We start from the raw sequence: 21,125 nt of genomic DNA, 5'->3' as shown, positions 1-21,125 counted from the left end.
TTCATGTCTCTACTCCAAGGAATTTTAACTCGACTTGTTAGTCTACAAGAACAAGCTGAAAGCGGTGAAGTAGCACAACGCTATTTTGAAGTGAACGGTGAGCGCAAATGTAGCGTGAAATTTTTCGATAAAAGTGAAATGTATGAGTTAGAAGTGTATCAACAAGGTGAAAAACCTCAAGTATATCAATTCGATAATATCGACATGGTTGCAATTGAGATTTACGATATCATTTCTTGATACATATAAAAAAGGTACTGCCACATGGCAGTACCTTTTTTAGTTCTATTACTTTCTAGCATAATGTATAGAAGTTTTTTATTTTTCCTACAATGGTATTAAAATGAAAATTTAATCCGTGCAAGTTTGCTTATCCATGTGGATAATTAGTCCCGTCAACCGGGTGAATATGTGAAGCTAAATTTCTCACTATCGCTGGGTTTTGCAAATAGCGGGAGAAATATAACTAGGAGGTTATCGTATGGAACGTTTACCAGTTGTGATTTGTCCTAATTGTCAAAGTTCTGCTGAGATTATTCATGTATTAACGGCTCAATCTAATCAAAATGTAATTTATACGTGCCAAGTTTGTCACTTTGTAATTCGAAATATTGAAACGAATAAAGGATAGGAAGTTATAATTTTAGTTTTTGTCCCATACAATGAGAATACGAAAAGTCTGTCTAATTGAAAGGACGTGACTCTGTGGACGGTGCACATAAATTTTACAATGTTTCAGAGAGACATTTAAATTTTGATATGGTCTTTAACCGTATTTGTAGTTTCATTGAAAAGGATCCGCGAAATTTGTATCGATTATCCATTGGGACAGACTCGCAAGCGCATCAAAAGGATACGAGGTTTATTACAGCAATCCATATTCATCGTATTGGAAAAGGTGCCTGGGGTTGTTTACACCATAGATCAGTAAAAGATAAGCCAGCGACCTTACGTGAGAAAATATATTTAGAAACGCAGTTTAGTCAAGAAATCGCATGTCTATTTACGCCTACTCATATACAAACAATATGGGAGTTATTGCATCCTTATGCTCAAGATGGGGCTGGATTCATAATGGAAATTCATTTAGACATTGGGAATGATGGCTTAACAAAAGAATTTATTTTAGATATGACAGAAAAAATTCGAGCGATGGGATTAACTGCAAAAATTAAGCCGGATGCTTATGCGGCGTTTAGCTATGCAAATCGATATACGAAATGATTTTTTTGTATGTGTACGATTGTTACATATCTTTTAATAAAAACTGAATATTACATCTATTAAATAGGTTGAATTTTTTATATAATAAGAGTAACGATGCGAGTGTAAGGAGAGGGGTATATGCAAAGGGAAGTTGTTTTAACGAAGGAAGAAGAAAGTTTACTACTAGATATTTTATTTCAGCAAAATTACGCAAGTGAAATTTTAGCTGTGGAACTTACAGATATTGAGAATGGTTTGAAACAGACAGATGTGATGCAATATAAAAAAATCACAAGGTTATTTTACAGATTAAAAAATAAAGGGTATTAAGCGCTACCGGAATGGTAGTCTTTTTTTTGTGCGGTATGCTAAAATAGCTGTGTGATTGTATTTTTATTGAAATAAATTTAGGACAAAATAATAATATGAAAACGCTGTCATAAAATGTGAATAGAGTTGTGAACATAAGCAGGAAAAAGGGAAAATGGGGGATGTAATATGATTAGTATTCCGAAAGACGAATTTCAACAAATTCTTGTGAAGGATTTAATGATTTCATCGGAAAAAGTAGCTCATGTCCAAATTGGAAATAGTTTAGAACATGCTTTACTTGTTCTTGTAAAATCTGGATATTCAGCGATACCTGTCTTAGATCCAATGTATAAACTACATGGTTTGATTAGTACTGCCATGATATTAGATGGTATGTTAGGATTAGAACGTATTGAGTTTGAAAGGCTCGATGATATGAAAGTAGAGCAGGTGATGAAAGAAGATATACCTGTTCTTAAATTAGACGATTCATTTGCAAAAGCTTTAGAAATGACAATTGATCATCCTTTTATTTGCGCTGTTAATGAAGAAGGCTATTTTGAGGGGATTTTAACACGTCGGGCTATTTTAAAATTGTTGAATAAGAAAGTAAGGCAACATAATCGATAAAGTGAAAAAAGTGACTTCATAGAAACGAAGAAGTCACTTTTTTTCGTGCATATCACTTGTGTATGTATTATATTTAAAAAGACATAAAACATAAGGAAAGTTTGCGCTGGACAATTGTATTTTCTGAATGAAAGCATTCGGATAAATTAAGGATGAAAAGCTTATTGAAATAAGGTGTATGGAAGCTAAGGAAAGAGGGAGAAAGTTGCAAATTGATGATTTTCAAATGATGGTTGTGTTAGCTCAGGAATCAAATATGAGAAAAGCGGCGGAACGTTTATTTGTTTCCCAACCTGCGCTGAGTCAACGATTACAATCTATGGAGAAACAATGGGGAATGAAGTTTTTTATTCGCTCACAAAAAGGATTGACAATTACACCTGAAGGGGAAAAAGTTGCAAATTATGCCAAAGAAATGTTGCAAAGGGAAGAAGATATAAAAAGTGAGCTGGCTGTTTTCAGAACGGAAACTCATGGAACGTTAAAAATAGCTGTTGCATCAGTTATTGGTCAATATTGGCTCCCTCCTGTTTTGAAAAAGTTTGTGCATAAATATCCTTCTGTAAAGATATCGCTGTTTACTGGATGGAGTAGTGAAGTGCAAAAGCAGTTTTATGAAGGAGACGTGCATGTTGCTATACTGAGGGGAACACAAGAATATAAAGGTCAGAAGCAACAATTATTTGAAGATGAACTGTATTTAGTTGATAAAGAAATAAAAGATATTTCGATGTTAAAAGAAACAAATAGGCCGTTCATTCAATTTAAAAGTGACTCGACTTATTATGGACAAATACAAAATTGGTGGTATGGTTTATTTTCTAATCCGCCTAAGCGAACGATTGTAGTTGACCAAATTGAAACATGTAAACAACTTGTTTTAAATGGTATAGGTTATGCCCTTTTACCTTCTACTGTTTTAAAGGAAGTACAGGAAAATATGTATAAAACACCTGTTCAACTGACGAGAGAAACATGGTTGTTAACAAGTGACTCGGCAAGGCAGTTGAAGCAAGTACAAGCATTTTTAGAAATTATAGAAGAAATTCAAAGGGAAAAATAAGATTATTATCTTGCTACTCGCTCTTTCGTTTGGTAGAGTAACATTATAAATGGATTTAGGAGGCAACAAGAATGAAAATGATGGACGCTAACGAAATTATTTCGTTTATTCAAAAAAGTGAAAAGAAAACTCCTGTAAAGGTATACATAAAAGGGGATTTAAAAGAAGTAACATTCCCTGAAACAGTACAAGCATTTGTGAATAAAAAATCAGGTGTATTATTCGGAGAATGGTCTGAAATTAAGACAATTCTTGATGAGAATAATAAGCACATCGTTGACTACGTTGTAGAAAACGATCGTCGTAATTCTGCAATCCCAATGCTTGATTTAAAAGGTATTAAAGCTCGCATCGAGCCAGGTGCTATTATTCGTGACCATGTTGAAATTGGTGACAACGCTGTAATTATGATGAATGCAACAATTAACATTGGTGCTGTAATTGGTGAAGGTTCTATGATCGACATGAACGCAGTACTTGGTGGACGTGCAACAGTCGGTAAAAACTGTCACGTAGGTGCAGGTGCTGTACTTGCAGGTGTTATTGAGCCACCTTCTGCAAAACCAGTTATCGTTGAAGATGATGTAGTAATCGGTGCAAATGTAGTTGTTTTAGAGGGTGTTACAGTAGGTAAAGGTGCAGTTGTAGCAGCGGGAGCTGTTGTAACAGAAGATGTACCTCCATACACAGTTGTTGCAGGTACTCCAGCACGTGTAATCAAAGAAATTGATGAGAAGACAAAAGCAAAAACAGAAATTAAACAAGAGCTTCGTCAATTAAACCCAGAGAAATAAAAAGTAAAAAAAGCGTAAGAGCGTAAATGGGCTCTTACGCTTTTTATAGATAGAGGTGCAAAAATGACAGTAAGCAAATTTGTCCAAATTCGTAGAGATCTACATAGAATTCCAGAAATCGGATTTAAGGAATGGAAAACACAACAGTATATTTTAGATTATATAGGAACACTTTCTCATGAATTTGTGGAAGTGAAGACATGGAAAACGGGTGTAATCGTTAAAGTAAATGGAAAAAATCCCGAAAAAATAATAGGTTATCGTGCAGATATAGACGGTTTACCAATTACAGAGGAAACTGGATACGAGTTTGCTTCTATTCATGAAGGAATGATGCATGCATGTGGCCATGATGTACATACAACAATCGGTTTAGGCCTTCTAACGAAAGCTGTGAGCGAAAGAATAGATGATGACCTTGTATTTCTATTCCAGCCAGCAGAAGAAGGACCAGGCGGTGCTCTTCCTATGTTAGAAAGTGAAGAGTTAAAAGAATGGAAACCGAATATAATTCTTGGTCTTCATATTGCACCAGAATACGCTGTGGGGACAATTGCAACGAAAGAAGGACTGTTATTTGCCAATACTTCAGAATTATATATTGATTTAAAAGGGAAAGGTGGCCATGCTGCCTATCCGCATACTGCAAATGACATGATTGTTGCAGCGAGTCATCTTGTTACACAGCTTCAATCCGTTATTAGTCGCAATGTAAATCCTCTTGATAGTGCAGTAATTACAATCGGGAAAATTACTGGTGGTACGGTTCAAAATATTATTGCAGAAAAATCTCGTTTAGAAGGAACGATTCGAACATTATCAGTGGAATCAATGAAGCGTGTGAAAAGCAGAATTGAGTCAATTGTTGCAGGTATCGAAGCTTCTTTCCAGTGTGAGGCGATTATAGATTACGGAGCAATGTATCATCAAGTATATAACCATGAAGAGTTAACGAGAGAGTTTATGGAATTTGTACATAAACAAACTGATATGAATGTTATTACATGTACTGAGGCAATGACGGGTGAAGATTTTGGTTATATGCTTCGAGAAATCCCTGGATTTATGTTTTGGCTTGGAGTAAATTCAGAATATGGTTTACATCATGCAAAATTAAAACCAGACGAAGAAGTGATTGAAAAGGCAATTACATTTTTAAGCCAATATGTAAAGTGGAAAGGGAATAGAAAATAAAACTTCCACTTTCTTGAAGGTTCCAAAAAACTTTTTGTTCTGAGGTGTAAGTAACGCTCGTATAGATTGATTTTAGACATTTATATACAAATGGAAGAATTAAAGTTAATTGTACTGTTTTAATAATGAGCAGGGGGTTTAGCCACTGCTCATTATTAATTATTTGACTAACTTATATATGTTTACTTTTAGTATGAAAAGTGTGTAAAATCAATGTGAAACATAGAAAAAAGGGTGGGGAATTACGTGCAAATTAGCAGTGCGATTTTATGTTTCGTCTTATATGCGTATGTTATTATTGCGGCGGTTTATTTTGGGATAAGTTTTTATGCCTATCGTCTAGTAGATAATAATGAATATGACGAAACATACAAATGGGTGAAGAGATATTTATCACCTGTACTAGAAATTATGAATGGGTTTGTGCTCTTTTTATTTATTGGATTAATTGCTTTTTCAACGAGTTTAGTAGGGAATAAAACTACGTTATTTGTATTGGGTATCATTATTTTTATGTTGTTAGGAATAAGGATTGGTAATACGGTCTTTTGGAATGAAAGAAAAGTAGATGGTTGGACGGGAATGTTAATTCCGTGCATGTTAGCTGCAATCGTGACAAATATAGAGCATGAATATTATCAATTACATTTTTGGCTTATTATCGTTTTAACAATTCTTTCTGTTCTGTATATAAGCACAGTAGTACTAACATATATTGCACATGAAAAAGGAGATGTTAAAGGCACTCGTTTCTTTAGAGGACGGGCATTATTTTGGAGTGTGCCGACGATGGTAGTTATCGCGCTTATTGCGATATTAGTAAATGGATATCAATTTTCTAATTGGCAACTATTTTTAGAAAATTGGTGGATCTTTATCTTTTCGTTTATTGCTTTTTTAGGTGCAACGCATTATTTATTCCATCAACATCATTACATATGGGCGTTGTTATTTGCATTCACACAGCTTCTATTTGCCTTTTTTGGTCAAGAAACATTATTATTCGTTTTTGAAACATTTAGTTCTTTTGGAAATATATTTGTATTTGCTATGCTACTTGTGGGTATCGCTTTTTACTTGCAACAATATTTTTATATACAAAAACAAAAATAAGAGCTAATTACAGTTTTTGTGACGCATATAAAGTGTGTTACACTGAAAATAAATAGTACTTGAAGTTATTGGAGGAATTCCCGTGGGTGAGAAAGAAAAAGAATTTGCTGTCATTGGACTTGGTCGCTTTGGTGGAAGTATTTGCCGAGAACTAGCTCAATTAGGAATGGAAGTAATGGCAATCGATTCAGATGAGGATAAAATTAATGAATTTGCAAATATAGCTTCGCATGCTGTAATTGCAGATTCAACAGATGAGATGGTATTAAAAAGCCTTGGTATTCGAAATTTTGATCACGTAGTCGTTGCTATTGGAGATAATTTAAATTCAAGTATTTTAACGACTTTGATTTTGAAAGAGTTGGGTGTAAAAAATATTACTGTAAAAGCTCAAAATGATTATCATGAAAAAGTGTTAAGTAAAATAGGTGCAGATCATATTGTGCATCCAGAACGTGATATGGGAAAAAGGATTGCTAATAATATTGCATCAAGCAATGTGCTAGACTACCTTGAGCTTTCAGATGAGCATAGTATTGTAGAGATTATTGCGAATAAAAAAATTGATGGGCACTCTTTAATTGAATTAGATATTCGTGCGAAGTTTGGATTGAATATTGTAGCAATTAAACGAGGCAAAGAAGTTATCGTATCCCCTCGAGCTACGGAGAATATTCAAGCAGGAGATATATTAATTGTCATTGGTCATGACGATGAAGTGGATCGATTTAAACACTTTTTAAGATAAGAGAAAAGAAAAGGACAATGCCTTCATGGCATTGTCCTTTTTCTTATATTTCCATAATGATTGGTAAAATCATTGGACGGCGTTTCGTTTTCTCATATAGGAATGGAGCTAATGTGTCTGTAATTTCATTTTTAATTTCAGACCATTGTGTTGTTTTACGCTCCATTACTTTTTCTAAATGAGTTGTAATTAATGTTTGTGCATCATTGATTAAATCGCTACTTTCACGCATGTAAACGAAACCGCGTGAGATGATATCAGGTCCTGCTGCAACTTTAAATTCTTTCATATCAATGCTTACAACTACAATTACAAGTCCTTCTTCAGAAAGGATACGACGATCGCGTAATACGATATTGCCAATATCTCCAATACCGTTTCCATCAATGTAGACCGAACCAGATGGGATTTTTCCAGCTACGCTAGCTTCATCCGAACGTAAAGCAAGAACATCGCCATTATCCATAATGAAGCAATTTTCTTCAGGGATGCCACAATCATTTGCTATGTTCATGTGCATACGCTGCATACGATATTCACCATGAATTGGCATGAAGTACTTCGGTTTAATTAGACGTAACATTAATTTTTGTTCTTCTTGTCCACCGTGTCCACTTGTATGGATATTTGAAAGTTTCCCATGAATTACATCAGCGCCAGCGCGGTACAACATGTTAATTGTACGACTTACGCTAATTGTATTTCCTGGAATTGGTGAAGAAGAGAAAACAACTGTATCTCCAGGAATAATTTGAATTTGGCGGTGTGTACCGTTTGCAATACGTGAAAGTGCTGCCATCGGTTCACCTTGACTACCTGTACATAAAATAACAACTTTATTAGCTGGTAAGCGGTTTAGTTGAGATGCATCTATGAATGTATCTTTCGGGCAACGAATATAACCAAGGTTTTGTCCAATTTCAATCGCTGCTTCCATACTTCGACCAAACACAGCTACTTTACGGTTGTTTTCAACAGCAGCTTCAACAACTTGTTGTAAGCGGTGAATATTTGATGCAAAGGTTGCGAATATAATCCGTCCTTCTACTTTACGGAAAATGTCTTGAATGCTATCACCAACGCGACGCTCAGACATAGTAAAGTTTGGAACTTCACTGTTCGTACTATCAGATAATAGACATAGTACGCCATCTTTACCGATTTCAGCCATTTTTGTTAAATCAGCTGGTTCACCAACTGGTGTGAAGTCAAATTTGAAGTCACCTGTATGAACAACTTGACCTTGAGGTGTTTTCACAACAACGCCGTACGAATCTGGAATACTGTGAGTTGTACGGAAGAAGGATACAGACGTTTTTTTGAATTTAATAACGTCATCTTCTTGAATCTCGTAAAGTTTTGCTTTACGAAGTAAGCCGTGTTCTTCTAATTTGTTTTTGATGAGTGCAATTGCTAATTTTCCGCCGTAAATTGGAATGTTCACTTGACGTAATAGGTAAGGGATTCCGCCGATATGATCTTCGTGACCATGTGTAATGAATAACCCTTTAATTTTATCTTCGTTTCGCACAAAATAAGTGTAGTCTGGTATTACATAATCGATTCCGAGAAGTTCGTCCTCTGGAAATTTAATTCCAGCATCAATTATAATAATTTCATCTTGAAATTGAACAGCGTATGTATTTTTACCGATTTCACCAAGCCCACCGAGAGCAAATACAGCAACTTGGTCGTTTTTTAGAAATTTCATATCGCTATACGATTTCCGCTAATGTTAAATCAGCGTTTTCTTTTTCATATTCAAGATGAGCGCCAGTAACAGACTGAACAAACTCGATATTATATGCGAACTTATTTAATTTTGTACGAACATCCTTTTCAGACGTAGCCTCTAAATATAAAACTTTTGTATTTTCACGTACTGGAACCTCAGTTAATTTTTCTTGATAAAATACTTTAAAAATCATTTGGAAAACCTCTCCTTGTCTATGTTTTGCATTATCTGTTACTTATTATAAAGCAAACAGTCACGATTTTCATGTTTTTTCGAATGAGAATGAAGAAAAAGCCCGAAATGGGCACAATTTAAGCGACTGTCTTTTTACGGACTAGACCATTTAAATAACGCTTGAGCTTTTTCTTCAGCTTCTTCAGCATGATTACTCCTTCCTTTCCTTATTTTAAACATGCCTATTACTAGTGAAAACTCTATCTCTGATATAAGAGATAGGACAAAAGTGAATGGTGAATCTTGTCCTTTCCCATACAGTGAAAGTTATTCTATAGTAACGATCAGTAGCCGTTAGTTATAGGTATAGTATGAGGTAGAATGGAAAAGAAAATTCATCCGAACAAGTATCTACATGTTTTACTAATATATATATGCAAAGTTTACAAATAAGGTCAGAAAGGGAACGCTTTCTTCACAGATGTTTAATATGTTATACTTTTTTTTAGAATTTGAAAAGTGATATTCAAAATAGGAATATAGAGTCTCAGAAAGGATTTTGACAAATGAATGATAAAATTGTCTTTTTTGATATTGATGGAACATTATTAGATCATGATAAAAAAATTCCGCAATCTACACGAGATGCAGTAAAACAGTTACAAGAAAAAGGTGTACATGTAGCAATTGCGACAGGGCGCGCGCCATTTATGTTCGAAGATATTCGTAAGGAACTTGATATACATAATTATGTTAGTTTTAATGGACAATATGTTGTCTTTGAAGATGAGGTAATATTTAATAATCCGTTACATCCAGATGCTTTACATAAGTTTACTCAGTTTGCAAAACAAGAAGGATATCCACTTGTATATCTTGACCATCAAGATATGAGAGCATCAGTGGAATATCATGATTATGTGAAAGAAGGCTTTGGAAGCTTAAACTTTGAGCATCCAGCATATGAGCCTAATTTTTATGAGGAACGTAATATTTATCAAACACTACTTTTTTGTGAAGTAAATGAAGAGGAAAAGTTTATTAATCATTATCCAGATTTCCATTTTATTCGTTGGCATGCATATTCAATGGATATCATTCCGAATGGTGGTTCTAAGGCAAAAGGAATTGAGAAATACATTGAAAAGTTAGGTTTTAATCGTGATCAAGTGTATGCATTTGGAGATGGCTTAAATGATTTAGAAATGATCGAAGCCGTTGGCACAGGTATTGTGATGGGAAATGGCCATGAAGACTTGAAAAAACTTGCAAATCATGTGACAAAGGATGTTAATGAAGACGGTATATATCATGGACTAAAGTGGGCTGGATTGCTATAAGTGAATATGGAACCCATTTCATAATAAAAAGGCGGAAGATTAACTTCCGCCTTTTTATTATTATCGCTCTAGAGGTTTGGAATCATCAGGAGCGGCAAAAGGATTTTCTTTATTGATATGGTCATAGAACATAACGCCATTTAAATGATCAATCTCGTGTTGGAATACGATTGCTGGTAAACCTTTTAAACGTAATTTTACTTCTTCTCCGTTAATAGAAGTTGCTTTTACTGTAATTCTTGTATAACGAGGAACATAACCAGGTACTTCGCGGTCTACAGATAGACAGCCTTCACCACCCTGTAAATATGTACGTTCAACAGAATGGCTAATGATTTTTGGATTGAATAATGCATGGCTATATAATGTACCATCCGCATCGGTTACATGAACTGCAATCATTTTTTTTGAAACACCGATTTGCGGAGCCGCTAATCCGATTCCAGGGCGTAAACTATATTTTTCAGCCATTTCAGAATCTTGGCTATTTATTACGAATTCAATCATTTCTTTTAAGGTAGTTGTATCTTCTTCGCTTGCCGGTAAGGACACCTCTTCTGCAACGTTGCGCAAAATAGGATCTCCTTCGCGAATAACATCTTTCATTGTAAGCATATGTAATCTCTCCTTTCCTCTTTAGTCTACCAAAGGAGATGGAAAAAGTCATCGGCAAGAAAGGGAAGGCATTTTGGAAATCGTTCTATTATAGAGTAGTTATGTATGTGATAAACAGAAAAAGACGGCAAAGCCGTCTTTTTCTTTCCATAGTTGTTTCGTTTTACAATTAGCGAATGCAAGCAGCACCAACGATAATTAAAAGAATAAACAACACAACGATTAAGGCGAAGCCGCGTCCAGACCCGCCACAAGAACCGCCATAACCGTAGGAAGGATATGAACAAGTTGGATAGCAATATGAGTATCCGTACATGAGATGACCTCCTTTATCATTTCCCGCTAATACTGCGGTTACTATAATGTATGGAAGAGAGGGTAGAAATGTATAGGTATTTACCTAAAAAAGGAAGAGTAGTTTGTATATTTTTGTTACGAAGAGAGAAAAACTAAAGAGAATTAAATCGTTTACATATTATTCTAAGAGAAAAAATAAGTGAAAAAGGGAATAATATAACAGTAGGTCAATGCTTACTAATACAGATGTAAAAAATAAAAACACGTTTGTGTAGTAGAAACCTGCATATTATTTATAAAAAAACGTATTCAAAGTAATTGACATCGTAATTAGAATAGTTGTAAACTAAAAAACGTGATCAAGATTGTATTAATATGTTTCTGAAAAAACATTAGTACAGATTGTTAGGTACACAAAATTATTCTCAACCGACATACAAACATGTTGGTTTACATCGTTGCGCTTTTTAAACTGGAAAATAGCCAGTGAAAGCGTTTCAGAATATGGTTCAAGAGAGGAAGAGGTGAACGGAATGGGTACTAAAACAAAAAAGACCCTATTTAATGTTGATGAGCAAATGAAAGCTATCGCAGCTCAATTTGAAACATTACAAATTTTAAATGAAAACGGTGAAGTTGTGAATGAAGCAGCTATGCCTGAATTATCTGATGATCAATTAAAAGAATTAATGCGTCGTATGGTGTATACTCGCGTATTAGATCAACGTTCTATTTCTTTAAACCGTCAAGGACGTTTAGGTTTCTACGCACCTACAGCTGGACAAGAAGCTTCTCAATTAGCAAGTCATTTCGCACTTGAAGCAGAAGACTTCATCTTACCAGGATACCGTGATGTACCACAATTAGTATGGCACGGATTACCATTATACCAAGCATTCTTATTCTCTCGTGGACACTTCATGGGTAACCAAATGCCTGAGAATGTAAATGCATTAGCTCCACAGATCATTATCGGTGCGCAAATCATCCAAACTGCTGGTGTTGCGTTAGGTATGAAACTACGTGGTAAAAAATCTGTTGCAATTACTTACACTGGTGACGGTGGTGCTTCACAAGGTGACTTCTACGAAGGTATGAACTTTGCAGGTGCATTCAAAGCTCCAGCAATCTTCGTTGTTCAAAACAACCGTTATGCAATCTCTACTCCAGTAGAAAAGCAATCTGCAGCTAAAACTGTAGCACAAAAAGCAGTAGCAGCAGGTATTTACGGAATTCAAGTAGACGGTATGGATCCATTAGCTGTATACGCAGCAACTGCTTTCGCTCGTGAGCGCGCAGTAAATGGCGAAGGCCCTACTTTAATCGAGACTTTAACATTCCGTTACGGTCCACATACAATGGCTGGTGATGACCCAACTCGTTACCGTACAAAAGATATCGAAAACGAATGGGAACAAAAAGACCCAATCGTACGCTTCCGTAAGTTCTTAGAAGCTAAAGGCCTATGGTCTCAAGAAGTTGAAGAGACAGTAATCGAAGAAGCAAAAGAAGATATCAAACAAGCAATTGCTAAGGCTGACCAAGCTCCAAAACAAAAAGTAACTGATTTAATGGAAATCATGTACGAAAAAATGCCTTACAACTTAGCTGAACAATATGAAATCTACAAAGAAAAGGAGTCGAAGTAAGCCATGGCTCAAATGACAATGATTCAAGCAATCACTGATGCTTTACGCGTTGAAATGAAAAATGACCCTAACGTACTTGTATTTGGTGAAGACGTTGGTGTAAACGGCGGTGTATTCCGTGCTACTGAAGGTTTACAAGCTGAATTTGGTGAAGATCGTGTAATGGATACTCCACTTGCAGAGTCTGGTATTGGTGGACTTGCAGTTGGTCTTGCACTTGAAGGATTCCGTCCAGTTCCAGAAATCCAATTCTTCGGTTTCGTTTATGAAGTAATGGATTCAATTTCTGGTCAATTAGCTCGTATGCGTTACCGTTCTGGTGGACGTTGGACTGCTCCAGTAACAGTTCGTTCTCCATTCGGTGGTGGTGTTCATACTCCTGAACTTCATGCTGATAGCTTAGAAGGATTAGTGGCTCAACAACCTGGTCTAAAAGTTGTTATTCCATCTACTCCATACGATGCTAAAGGTCTTTTAATCTCTGCGATTCGTGACAACGATCCAGTTATCTACTTAGAGCATATGAAATTGTACCGTTCATTCCGTCAAGAGGTACCAGAAGGTGATTACACAATTGATTTAGGTAAAGCTGATATCAAACGTGAAGGTACAGATGTATCTGTTATCGCTTACGGTGCTATGGTTCACGCTGCATTAAAAGCTGCTGAAGAACTTGAAAAAGAAGGTATCTCTTTAGAGGTTGTTGACTTACGTACAGTTCAACCATTAGATATCGAAACAATCATCGCTTCTGTTGAAAAAACAGGTCGCGTAGTTGTAGTTCAAGAAGCTCAAAAACAAGCTGGTATTGCAGCTAACGTTGTAGCGGAAATTAACGACCGTGCAATCTTAAACTTAGAAGCTCCAGTTGTACGTGTTGCAGCTGCTGATACAGTATTCCCATTCTCTCAAGCAGAGAGCGTATGGTTACCAAACCACAAAGATATTGTTGAAGCTGTAAACAAAGTAATGAACTTCTAATTTTTAGCTTTTCATGTGCAAAAGAAATCAGCACATGCTGGTTTCTTTTGCACATATTCCATAATAATGAAATGAATCAGGGGGCTGAATTCCGTGGCATTTGAATTTAAACTACCAGATATCGGTGAAGGTATCCACGAAGGTGAAATCGTAAAATGGTTTATTAAACCAGGCGATGAAGTAAACGAAGACGATGTACTTCTTGAAGTACAAAATGATAAAGCAGTAGTAGAAATCCCTTCTCCTGTTAAAGGTAAAGTACTTGAAGTACTTGTAGAAGAAGGAACAGTTGCAATCGTAGGAGATACATTAATTAAATTTGATGCTCCTGGATACGAAAACCTTAAATTTAAAGGTGACGATCATGATGAAGCTCCAAAAGCTGAAGAAGCAGCAGTAGAAGCTCCAGCAGCGGAAGCTACTCCAGCAGCAACTGCAGAAGTAGTAAATGAGCGCGTAATCGCTATGCCATCTGTTCGTAAATACGCTCGTGAAAAAGGCGTAGACATTCATAAAGTAGCTGGTACTGGTAAGAATGGCCGTATCGTAAAAGCTGACATCGATGCATTTGCAAATGGTGGACAAACTGTAGCAGCAACTGAGGCTCCAGCAGCAGTAGAAGCTACTCCAGCAGCAGCGAAAGAAGAAGCACCAAAAGCACAACCAATCCCAGCTGGTGAATATCCAGAAACTCGTGAGAAAATGAGTGGTATCCGTAAAGCGATTGCGAAAGCAATGGTTAACTCTAAACACACAGCTCCTCACGTAACATTAATGGACGAAGTAGATGTAACAGAACTTGTTGCTCACCGTAAGAAGTTCAAAGCAGTAGCAGCTGACAAAGGTATTAAATTAACTTACCTTCCGTACGTTGTTAAAGCTTTAACATCTGCATTACGTGAATACCCAATGTTAAACACTTCTTTAGACGATGCATCTCAAGAAGTAGTTCATAAACATTACTTCAATATCGGTATCGCAGCTGATACAGACAAAGGTCTATTAGTACCAGTTGTTAAAGATACAGATCGTAAGTCTATCTTCACAATCTCTAACGAGATCAATGATCTTGCTGGTAAAGCACGTGAAGGTCGTCTAGCTCCAGCTGAAATGAAAGGTGCTTCTTGCACAATTACAAACATTGGTTCTGCAGGTGGACAATGGTTCACTCCAGTTATCAACCACCCAGAAGTAGCAATCCTTGGTATCGGCCGTATCGCTGAAAAACCAGTTGTGAAAAACGGTGAGATCGTTGCAGCTCCAGTATTAGCATTATCTCTAAGCTTTGACCATCGTTTAATTGACGGTGCAACTGCTCAAAAAGCGTTAAACCAAATTAAACGTCTATTGAATGACCCACAATTATTAGTAATGGAGGCGTAATAACAATGGTAGTAGGAGATTTCCCAATTGAATTAGATACAGTCGTTGTTGGTGCAGGTCCTGGTGGATACGTTGCGGCAATTCGTGCAGCACAATTAGGTCAAAAGGTAGCAATCATTGAAAAAGCTAACCTTGGTGGCGTATGCTTAAACGTTGGATGTATTCCTTCAAAAGCGTTAATCAATGCAGGTCATCGTTATGAGAATGCAATGCATTCTGATGACATGGGTATTACTGCAGAAAACGTAAAAGTTGACTTTACAAAAGTTCAAGAATGGAAAAACGGCGTAGTTAAGAAATTAACTGGCGGTGTTGAAGGCCTTCTTAAAGGTAACAAAGTTGAAATCATTCGCGGTGAAGCTTACTTCGTAGATGCTAATACATTACGCGTTATGACTGAAGATGCAGCTCAAACTTATACGTTTAAAAATGCTGTTCTTGCAACTGGTTCTACACCAATCGAAATTCCAGGATTCAAATACTCTAAACGTGTTATCAACTCTACAGGTGCTTTAAGCTTACCTGAAATTCCTAAAAAACTTGTTGTAATCGGCGGCGGTTACATCGGTATGGAATTAGGTACTGCATATGCTAACTTCGGTACAGAAGTTACTGTAGTAGAAGCTGGCGACGAAATCTTAGCTGGTTTCGAAAAAGCTATGAGCTCTGTTGTTAAACGCGCTCTACAGAAAAAAGGTAACGTAAATATCCATACAAAAGCTATGGCTAAAGGCGTTGAAGAGACAGAAACTGGCGTAAAAGTTAGCTTTGAGGTTAAAGGTGAAATCCAAACTGTAGAAGCAGATTACGTATTAGTAACTGTAGGTCGTCGTCCAAACACTCAAGAAATCGGTCTTGAGCAAGTTGGAGTTAAAATGACTGACCGCGGCATCATCGAAATCGATGAGCAATGTCGTACAAATGTACCAAACATCTATGCAATCGGTGATATCGTTCCTGGACCACCATTAGCTCACAAAGCTTCTTACGAAGGTAAAGTAGCTGTAGAAGCAATTAGTGGCCATGCATCAGCTATCGATTACATCGGAATTCCTGCAGTATGCTTCACTGATCCAGAATTAGCATCTGTTGGTTACACTAAAAAACAAGCTGAAGAAGCTGGAATGACTGTGACTGTATCTAAGTTCCCATTCGCTGCTAACGGTCGTGCATTATCATTAAACAGCACTGACGGTTTCTTACAACTTGTAACACGTAAAGAAGATGGTCTTCTTGTAGGTGCTCAAGTTGCAGGTGCAGGTGCTTCTGATATTATCTCTGAGATTGGTTTAGCTATCGAAGCTGGAATGACAGCTGAAGATATCGCTCAAACAATCCATGCTCACCCAACATTAGGTGAAATCACAATGGAAGCAGCTGAAGTTGCTCTTGGAATGCCAATTCACATTGTAAAATAATTTAAGTAATGTAAATAGCCCTTCTCTTATTGTAAGAGAGGGGCTATTTTTATTTTCATCAAATGACTTGCAAGGTCTTTAAACGTACTTGTCGAATGAATATATAATACTTTAACAAATGATTCCGGCTTAACTTACTTCAAAGGTAATATATATCATCCTATAATATGTAATTGATTCAAACGTAACCCCATATATTAATAAAATAGAGCATGTCAAAGGAGAAGGTTCCATGAAAATATTACATGTTATATTTTATCATTTACTACTATGGAGTGGCTTTTCCACTGTATTAACATTATCGAATGGTGATAAGTTTCATTATAAAGTTATTCTTTTTTTCGTATTTCTATATTTAGCCTATGTAATAGCATATTTTGTATTGCACGTAAGAAAGCAAGCTTTATTTCTTACATGTTCGAATTGTATATTATTTTTAATCATATTATCTATTTTTTAAATTAGCGTTTATAAAAATACATTGTTCTTCCATTAAATAATTGTAACTCTCCTTCTAATTTCTTCGCTAAAAAACGGCAAAATTCATTTGCTTTCCCTTTGTCACCAAATGTTGCATTAGGTGGTAAAGAAACTTGGATGAAAGATTGTTCATTTTCTATACCAACACCAATATAAATTGAGTCATACCGGTCGTGATTGGATTGAAGTTTTAATGTTGTTGTAGATGTATCTAAAATTTCATAAGGAAAAGCGGTATTTGTATACGTGTAATTAATTTGGGCACCAGTTTTAGAAGTAACTGTTTTATAATAATGAAAAAGTTGTTTTATATCATCTATTGAAACTGATTGTTGGTTGGATTTCGGTACAAGCGTAATAAAGGCGTGTTGCATATAAGTTCCCCCTAACTTAGTAGAATACTATCATTCTACATCCTACTGAATTTTTTGACAATTAAAAGGAGTATTACATGTTTTGTTTAATATACTATTAATGAAACGTGATGTAGAAAGGTGGAAACCAATGTTTGAAAAATTGTATGATGAGCATGAAAGTGTGAAGGTACGATTTTTAGGGTTTATGACACATGATACACGTTATGATTTTGGTGTTATTTATACAAATATGTTTTTTGGAAAGCCGCTCATTGTTTGTATGCAAACAGGAAGGTCTACTTTACTCGGACGAGATGATGTAGAGAATGTTCAATATATACAGGAGATTTTTAAATTAGGATCAGAAGAGGAAGCAAAGGAGTTAGCTCAGTTTTTCAAATTTCTAGTTCCGTCAACTTCTTTACATGCGGAATATGAAGAATAATTAATGTGAAACAGTCGTACTTATAAATATGGCTGTTTTTTATTTGAATATCGCATACTAATTTAAATTTAAAATATTTAATGTGTTATACTAAAAACCTATTGACGTAAAAAGTATAACATATTAAAATAAAGACAGAAAGTTAAGCGGTTACAAAAAGTTTTTGGGATTATAAACTTAGGGGGAAATGAAAAATGGGAACAATCGTATGTCAAGATTGTGAAGGTACAATTGCACACTTCGAAGATGAGAAAGTAACGGTACTTTACGGGAAATGTGGATCTTGCGGATGTGATCACACAGAGCATACAAAAGCCCAATAATTGATAGGAAATGGACAGCTAAAAGTTTTTAGGACCATAAACTTAGGGGGAAATGAAAAATGGGAACAATCGTATGCCAAGTATGTGAAGGAACAATCGGACATTTTGAAGATGAGAAAACGACGGTACTTTACGGAAAATGCGGAACAAATTGTGACTGTGCTAGAAAAGATAATGCGAAAGCTTAATGATAAATAAATAGATTACTATTGAAACTCAGGGGGAAATGAAAATGGGAACAATCGTATGCCAAGTATGTGAAGGAACAATTGGACATTTTGAAGATGAAAAATCAACAGTACTATACGGGAAATGTGGATCTCATTGCGAATGTGACCATAAAGAACATACAAAAGCTTAATAATAAGAAAAAGCGCCTACATGTGTAGGCGCTTTTTTAATAAATTGTAGTTGTATGACCAACTGTTGCAACGATTGCATCATCCCTAATCGGAATAAAGCTTATGGAGGTCTGTGGTGTACTAGAAGAAGCGTATTGGCTCATTATACGACTATCGATACGGGTAATAGTATCGGTCAAGAAAGCTGAAATAAAAGCGTAAGGGACTCGTCGTTCATTTAATGAATAAATAATTTCTTCTTTTGTTTTTACACCTACGCCATGCCCGTAAAAAAAGAAATTTCCTAAATAGATTGTATTTTCTCCTTGCCATTCAATCGTAGCTGGATTTACTTGTGGGTTTTTAAAGTAAACGAGGTCACCTGGAACAAGATCGCCACCGTTTTTTGTTATAAGCCTTAGATCTTGGTCGTAGTCCCATGTATAAAGTAAAAGGTTTGCAAATAGACGATTGAAAGTTTCTTCCTCATACAATGATAGTAAAGCTTTATAAAAAATAATGATCATAGCGGTTGCGCATTCAGTTCCATATAGTTTTCCGTTTTTGAAAATATCCTGTATGGCAATAGAAGGTGGTATGTTTGGAAGAAGCTCGAATCCCCCAAGAGACGTTCTTTTCCAATACTGGGGGTTGCAAAAGGATTGTTGAAATGTACGAAACTGAAATCCACTTTGAAAAAGCTCTAGTGCAGAGATAATAATATTAACTCGTAAATTGAGATCAAAGCTGAGTTCATCAGCTGTTCGGAAGGAATAAACTTCTTGATTTCCTGCCATTATTGATAAAATTTGTTGTTTCTCTGCTGCAAATGGCTCATATTCATTTGTAATATAAGGATGTACAATAGAACGGCCTATTACAATCATAATAGTATCCCCACCTATACGTTACATTCTTAAGTATCGTATGAAGAAAAGGAAAAAAGGTGAAAAAAAAGCCTATCAACTGATAGGCTTGTACTCTTTAATAACACGTAATGTTTGTAATGTCATATCTTCAGGACCTTGTACAGGTAAACCTGCTTCTAAGTTTTTACGAATATACTCTAAGTTTTCTTGTGTAATAATTTCCCCCGGAGTAAAGATTGGAATCCCTGGCGGATAAACCATAACAAAATCAGCTATAATACGACCCGCTGCATTTTCAAATGGAATGACTTCTGTTTCCGAATAAAAAGCATCTCGAGGAGAAAGTGCTAGCACTGGAATTTCTGGAATCTCTACTTGTACTTGAACACCTTTATCTGCCCTATTTCTAAATGTTGCTGCTAAATCTTGTAATGCTGCAATAAGTGTATTTGTATCACTTTCTGTATCTCCCAAAGTGATAAGACATAGTATGTTGTATAGATCTGAGAGTTCTACTTCAATGTTATATTGCTCTCTAAGCCATACTTCAGCTTGGTGGCCGGTAATACCTAGATCTTTTACAGATACAATTATCTTTGTAGGATCATAGTTAAAGGTAGCATCTGTACCTAACATTTCTTTTCCAGGACAGTAAAGATGCTCAATAGAATTTATAGCATCACGAACATGCTCAGCTAATTGTATTGTTTGTTCTATGAGTGCTGTTCCTTCTGTAGCAAGACGTTTTCTCGCAACATCAAGGGATGCTAACAAGATGTAAGAAGTTGATGTAGTTGTAAGCATGCTAATAATAGATTGGACATGCTTTACATTCACTAAGCCTTCTTTCACATTAAGAATAGAACTTTGAGTTAAAGAGCCTCCTAATTTGTGAACACTTGTTGCTGCCATATCCGCACCAGCTTGCATCGCTGACATAGGTAATTCATCGTGAAAATGAATATGAACACCATGAGCTTCGTCGACTAGTACAGGGATGTCATAAGAATGTGCTAATTGTACAATCTGTTCTAAGTCTGCAGCAAACCCAAAGTACGTTGGGTTAATAACAAGTAAGCCCTTTGCATCTGAGTGCTCTTCAAGTGCTTTTTTGACAGATTGAATTGTGATTCCATGAGAAATACCGAGCTTCGGATCGATTTCAGGATGCATGAAAATCGGTTTTGCACCTGAGAAAATAATAGCTGACATTACTGATTTATGCACGTTTCGTGGTACTAGGATTTTGTCACCAGGACCGCAAACGCTCATCACCATTGTCATAATAGCGCCACTTGTACCTTGAATAGAAAAGAAAGTATGATCTGCACCGAATGCGGCTGCTGCTAAATCTTGTGCTTCTTTAATCATACCTTTTGGATGATGTAAATCATCGAGTGGCGCAATATTAATTAAATCAATTGCTAATGCATTATGCCCAATAAATTCGCGAAATGTAGGATCCATGCCTTGTCCTTTTTTATGACCAGGAATATGGAATTGAATTGGATTTCGCTTACTGTGCTCAACTAAAGCGGTAAACAATGGTGTTTCGTATTGGGACAATCTATACACCCCTTCTTCTTCATAATATTTAGTGTAATTTGTTTTATATAATCCTGCTCTAAAAAAGTGTAGCCCTTTTTAGAATAAGGCTTG

The 21,125-nt window shown here is 36.0% G+C and carries 27 protein-coding genes; 20 read left to right on the top strand and 7 right to left on the bottom strand.

Annotation, left to right across the window (positions count from 1 at the left end):
- Positions 1–3: 3 nt before the first annotated feature.
- The 10 genes from NST90_RS18745 (at position 4) to NST90_RS18700 (ending at position 7,060) form a co-directional block, all read left to right on the top strand.
- On the top strand, positions 4–240 hold the full coding sequence (locus NST90_RS18745) for a YkuJ family protein (RefSeq protein WP_000055151.1): 237 nt from the start codon (positions 4–6) through the stop codon (positions 238–240).
- A 241-nt stretch (positions 241–481) separates the two neighbouring features.
- The gene (locus NST90_RS18740; protein ID WP_000440540.1) at positions 482–631 is read left to right on the top strand and encodes a hypothetical protein; all 150 of its coding nucleotides are present in this window, start codon (positions 482–484) and stop codon (positions 629–631) included.
- Positions 632–705: 74 nt separating this feature from the next.
- Positions 706–1,224, top strand: coding sequence for a ribonuclease H-like YkuK family protein (locus NST90_RS18735; RefSeq protein ID WP_000348487.1), 519 nt, complete (start codon positions 706–708; stop codon positions 1,222–1,224).
- A gap of 120 nt (positions 1,225–1,344) precedes the next feature.
- Positions 1,345–1,536: an antirepressor AbbA gene (gene abbA / locus NST90_RS18730; protein ID WP_001188692.1), complete on the top strand. Its 192-nt coding sequence runs from the start codon at positions 1,345–1,347 to the stop codon at positions 1,534–1,536.
- 168 nt (positions 1,537–1,704) lie between these two features.
- Positions 1,705–2,148 (top strand): cyclic-di-AMP-binding protein CbpB, encoded by a 444-nt coding sequence (cbpB, locus tag NST90_RS18725; protein WP_000623579.1) that lies wholly within the window; start codon positions 1,705–1,707, stop codon positions 2,146–2,148.
- 178 nt (positions 2,149–2,326) lie between these two features.
- Positions 2,327–3,211: a LysR family transcriptional regulator gene (locus NST90_RS18720; protein WP_001987174.1), complete on the top strand. Its 885-nt coding sequence runs from the start codon at positions 2,327–2,329 to the stop codon at positions 3,209–3,211.
- Between the two features lie 71 nt (positions 3,212–3,282).
- On the top strand, positions 3,283–4,005 hold the full coding sequence (gene dapD, locus NST90_RS18715) for a 2,3,4,5-tetrahydropyridine-2,6-dicarboxylate N-acetyltransferase (RefSeq protein WP_000783241.1): 723 nt from the start codon (positions 3,283–3,285) through the stop codon (positions 4,003–4,005).
- 63 nt (positions 4,006–4,068) lie between these two features.
- Entirely contained in the window at positions 4,069–5,199 is a 1,131-nt protein-coding gene (locus tag NST90_RS18710; protein WP_000218672.1) for an N-acetyldiaminopimelate deacetylase, read from the top strand.
- 246 nt (positions 5,200–5,445) lie between these two features.
- Positions 5,446–6,312: a cytochrome c oxidase assembly protein gene (locus NST90_RS18705; RefSeq protein WP_001167324.1), complete on the top strand. Its 867-nt coding sequence runs from the start codon at positions 5,446–5,448 to the stop codon at positions 6,310–6,312.
- A gap of 82 nt (positions 6,313–6,394) precedes the next feature.
- Positions 6,395–7,060: a TrkA family potassium uptake protein gene (locus NST90_RS18700; protein ID WP_000504032.1), complete on the top strand. Its 666-nt coding sequence runs from the start codon at positions 6,395–6,397 to the stop codon at positions 7,058–7,060.
- Between the two features lie 43 nt (positions 7,061–7,103).
- Here the strand turns inward: NST90_RS18700 and rnjA are convergent, their stop codons facing one another.
- Together rnjA and NST90_RS18690 are read right to left on the bottom strand one after the other, a co-directional pair.
- Entirely contained in the window at positions 7,104–8,771 is a 1,668-nt protein-coding gene (gene rnjA / locus NST90_RS18695; RefSeq protein ID WP_000670377.1) for a ribonuclease J1, read from the bottom strand.
- Between the two features lie 4 nt (positions 8,772–8,775).
- Positions 8,776–8,988, bottom strand: coding sequence for a DNA-dependent RNA polymerase subunit epsilon (locus tag NST90_RS18690; RefSeq protein ID WP_000576435.1), 213 nt, complete (start codon positions 8,986–8,988; stop codon positions 8,776–8,778).
- Between the two features lie 547 nt (positions 8,989–9,535).
- Here NST90_RS18690 and NST90_RS18685 point away from each other — a divergent pair.
- Positions 9,536–10,309 (top strand): Cof-type HAD-IIB family hydrolase, encoded by a 774-nt coding sequence (locus NST90_RS18685; protein ID WP_000998268.1) that lies wholly within the window; start codon positions 9,536–9,538, stop codon positions 10,307–10,309.
- Between the two features lie 60 nt (positions 10,310–10,369).
- On the opposite strand, the gene def is transcribed toward NST90_RS18685, so the two are convergent.
- Both def and NST90_RS18675 read right to left on the bottom strand, forming a co-directional pair.
- Positions 10,370–10,924: a peptide deformylase gene (gene def / locus NST90_RS18680; protein ID WP_283748079.1), complete on the bottom strand. Its 555-nt coding sequence runs from the start codon at positions 10,922–10,924 to the stop codon at positions 10,370–10,372.
- Between the two features lie 169 nt (positions 10,925–11,093).
- A complete protein-coding gene (locus tag NST90_RS18675) occupies positions 11,094–11,240 on the bottom strand; it encodes a YjcZ family sporulation protein (RefSeq protein ID WP_000274562.1) in 147 nt (48 codons plus the stop codon).
- 514 nt (positions 11,241–11,754) lie between these two features.
- Here NST90_RS18675 and pdhA point away from each other — a divergent pair.
- The 5 genes from pdhA (at position 11,755) to NST90_RS18650 (ending at position 17,112) form a co-directional block, all read left to right on the top strand.
- Complete coding sequence (gene pdhA / locus NST90_RS18670) at positions 11,755–12,870, top strand: pyruvate dehydrogenase E1 component subunit alpha (RefSeq protein ID WP_000536895.1); 1,116 nt, start codon at positions 11,755–11,757, stop codon at positions 12,868–12,870.
- Between the two features lie 3 nt (positions 12,871–12,873).
- Positions 12,874–13,851 carry a pyruvate dehydrogenase complex E1 component subunit beta gene (gene pdhB, locus NST90_RS18665; protein WP_000068168.1) on the top strand — a complete coding sequence of 326 codons (978 nt, stop codon included), beginning with the start codon at positions 12,874–12,876 and terminating at the stop codon, positions 13,849–13,851.
- A 93-nt stretch (positions 13,852–13,944) separates the two neighbouring features.
- Positions 13,945–15,234, top strand: a complete 1,290-nt coding sequence (pdhC, locus tag NST90_RS18660; protein ID WP_000863419.1) for a pyruvate dehydrogenase complex dihydrolipoyllysine-residue acetyltransferase — start codon at positions 13,945–13,947, stop codon at positions 15,232–15,234.
- 5 nt (positions 15,235–15,239) lie between these two features.
- The gene (gene lpdA / locus NST90_RS18655; RefSeq protein ID WP_000260104.1) at positions 15,240–16,652 is read left to right on the top strand and encodes a dihydrolipoyl dehydrogenase; all 1,413 of its coding nucleotides are present in this window, start codon (positions 15,240–15,242) and stop codon (positions 16,650–16,652) included.
- 232 nt (positions 16,653–16,884) lie between these two features.
- Positions 16,885–17,112: a hypothetical protein gene (locus tag NST90_RS18650; RefSeq protein WP_000697469.1), complete on the top strand. Its 228-nt coding sequence runs from the start codon at positions 16,885–16,887 to the stop codon at positions 17,110–17,112.
- A gap of 1 nt (position 17,113) precedes the next feature.
- Here NST90_RS18650 and NST90_RS18645 read toward each other — a convergent pair whose 3' ends face one another.
- Positions 17,114–17,506 (bottom strand): DUF1885 family protein, encoded by a 393-nt coding sequence (locus tag NST90_RS18645; protein WP_001163299.1) that lies wholly within the window; start codon positions 17,504–17,506, stop codon positions 17,114–17,116.
- Positions 17,507–17,636: 130 nt separating this feature from the next.
- On the opposite strand from NST90_RS18645, the gene NST90_RS18640 reads away from it, so the two are divergent.
- The 4 genes from NST90_RS18640 to NST90_RS18625 all read left to right on the top strand — a co-directional run bounded on the left by NST90_RS18640 (position 17,637) and on the right by NST90_RS18625 (position 18,617).
- Positions 17,637–17,933 (top strand): DUF3055 domain-containing protein, encoded by a 297-nt coding sequence (locus NST90_RS18640; RefSeq protein ID WP_000462038.1) that lies wholly within the window; start codon positions 17,637–17,639, stop codon positions 17,931–17,933.
- Positions 17,934–18,127: 194 nt separating this feature from the next.
- A complete protein-coding gene (locus NST90_RS18635; RefSeq protein WP_000536778.1) occupies positions 18,128–18,256 on the top strand; it encodes a GapA-binding peptide SR1P in 129 nt (42 codons plus the stop codon).
- Between the two features lie 59 nt (positions 18,257–18,315).
- Positions 18,316–18,444 carry a GapA-binding peptide SR1P gene (locus tag NST90_RS18630; protein ID WP_000536803.1) on the top strand — a complete coding sequence of 43 codons (129 nt, stop codon included), beginning with the start codon at positions 18,316–18,318 and terminating at the stop codon, positions 18,442–18,444.
- 44 nt (positions 18,445–18,488) lie between these two features.
- Complete coding sequence (locus NST90_RS18625) at positions 18,489–18,617, top strand: GapA-binding peptide SR1P (RefSeq protein ID WP_000536796.1); 129 nt, start codon at positions 18,489–18,491, stop codon at positions 18,615–18,617.
- Positions 18,618–18,653: 36 nt separating this feature from the next.
- Here the strand turns inward: NST90_RS18625 and NST90_RS18620 are convergent, their stop codons facing one another.
- Positions 18,654–19,484 (bottom strand): protein-glutamine gamma-glutamyltransferase, encoded by an 831-nt coding sequence (locus tag NST90_RS18620; RefSeq protein ID WP_000635337.1) that lies wholly within the window; start codon positions 19,482–19,484, stop codon positions 18,654–18,656.
- A gap of 75 nt (positions 19,485–19,559) precedes the next feature.
- Positions 19,560–21,032 carry an arginine decarboxylase gene (gene speA, locus NST90_RS18615; RefSeq protein ID WP_000084899.1) on the bottom strand — a complete coding sequence of 491 codons (1,473 nt, stop codon included), beginning with the start codon at positions 21,030–21,032 and terminating at the stop codon, positions 19,560–19,562.
- Between the last annotated feature and the right edge of the window lie 93 nt (positions 21,033–21,125).

Source organism: Bacillus sp. FSL E2-8900 (assembly GCF_037966225.1).
In the GTDB taxonomy this organism is placed as follows: Bacteria; Bacillota; Bacilli; order Bacillales; family Bacillaceae_G; genus Bacillus_A; species Bacillus_A cereus.
The sequence above is the reverse complement of the archived record's forward strand: the minus strand, read 5'-3'. Positions and strand labels throughout refer to the sequence as shown.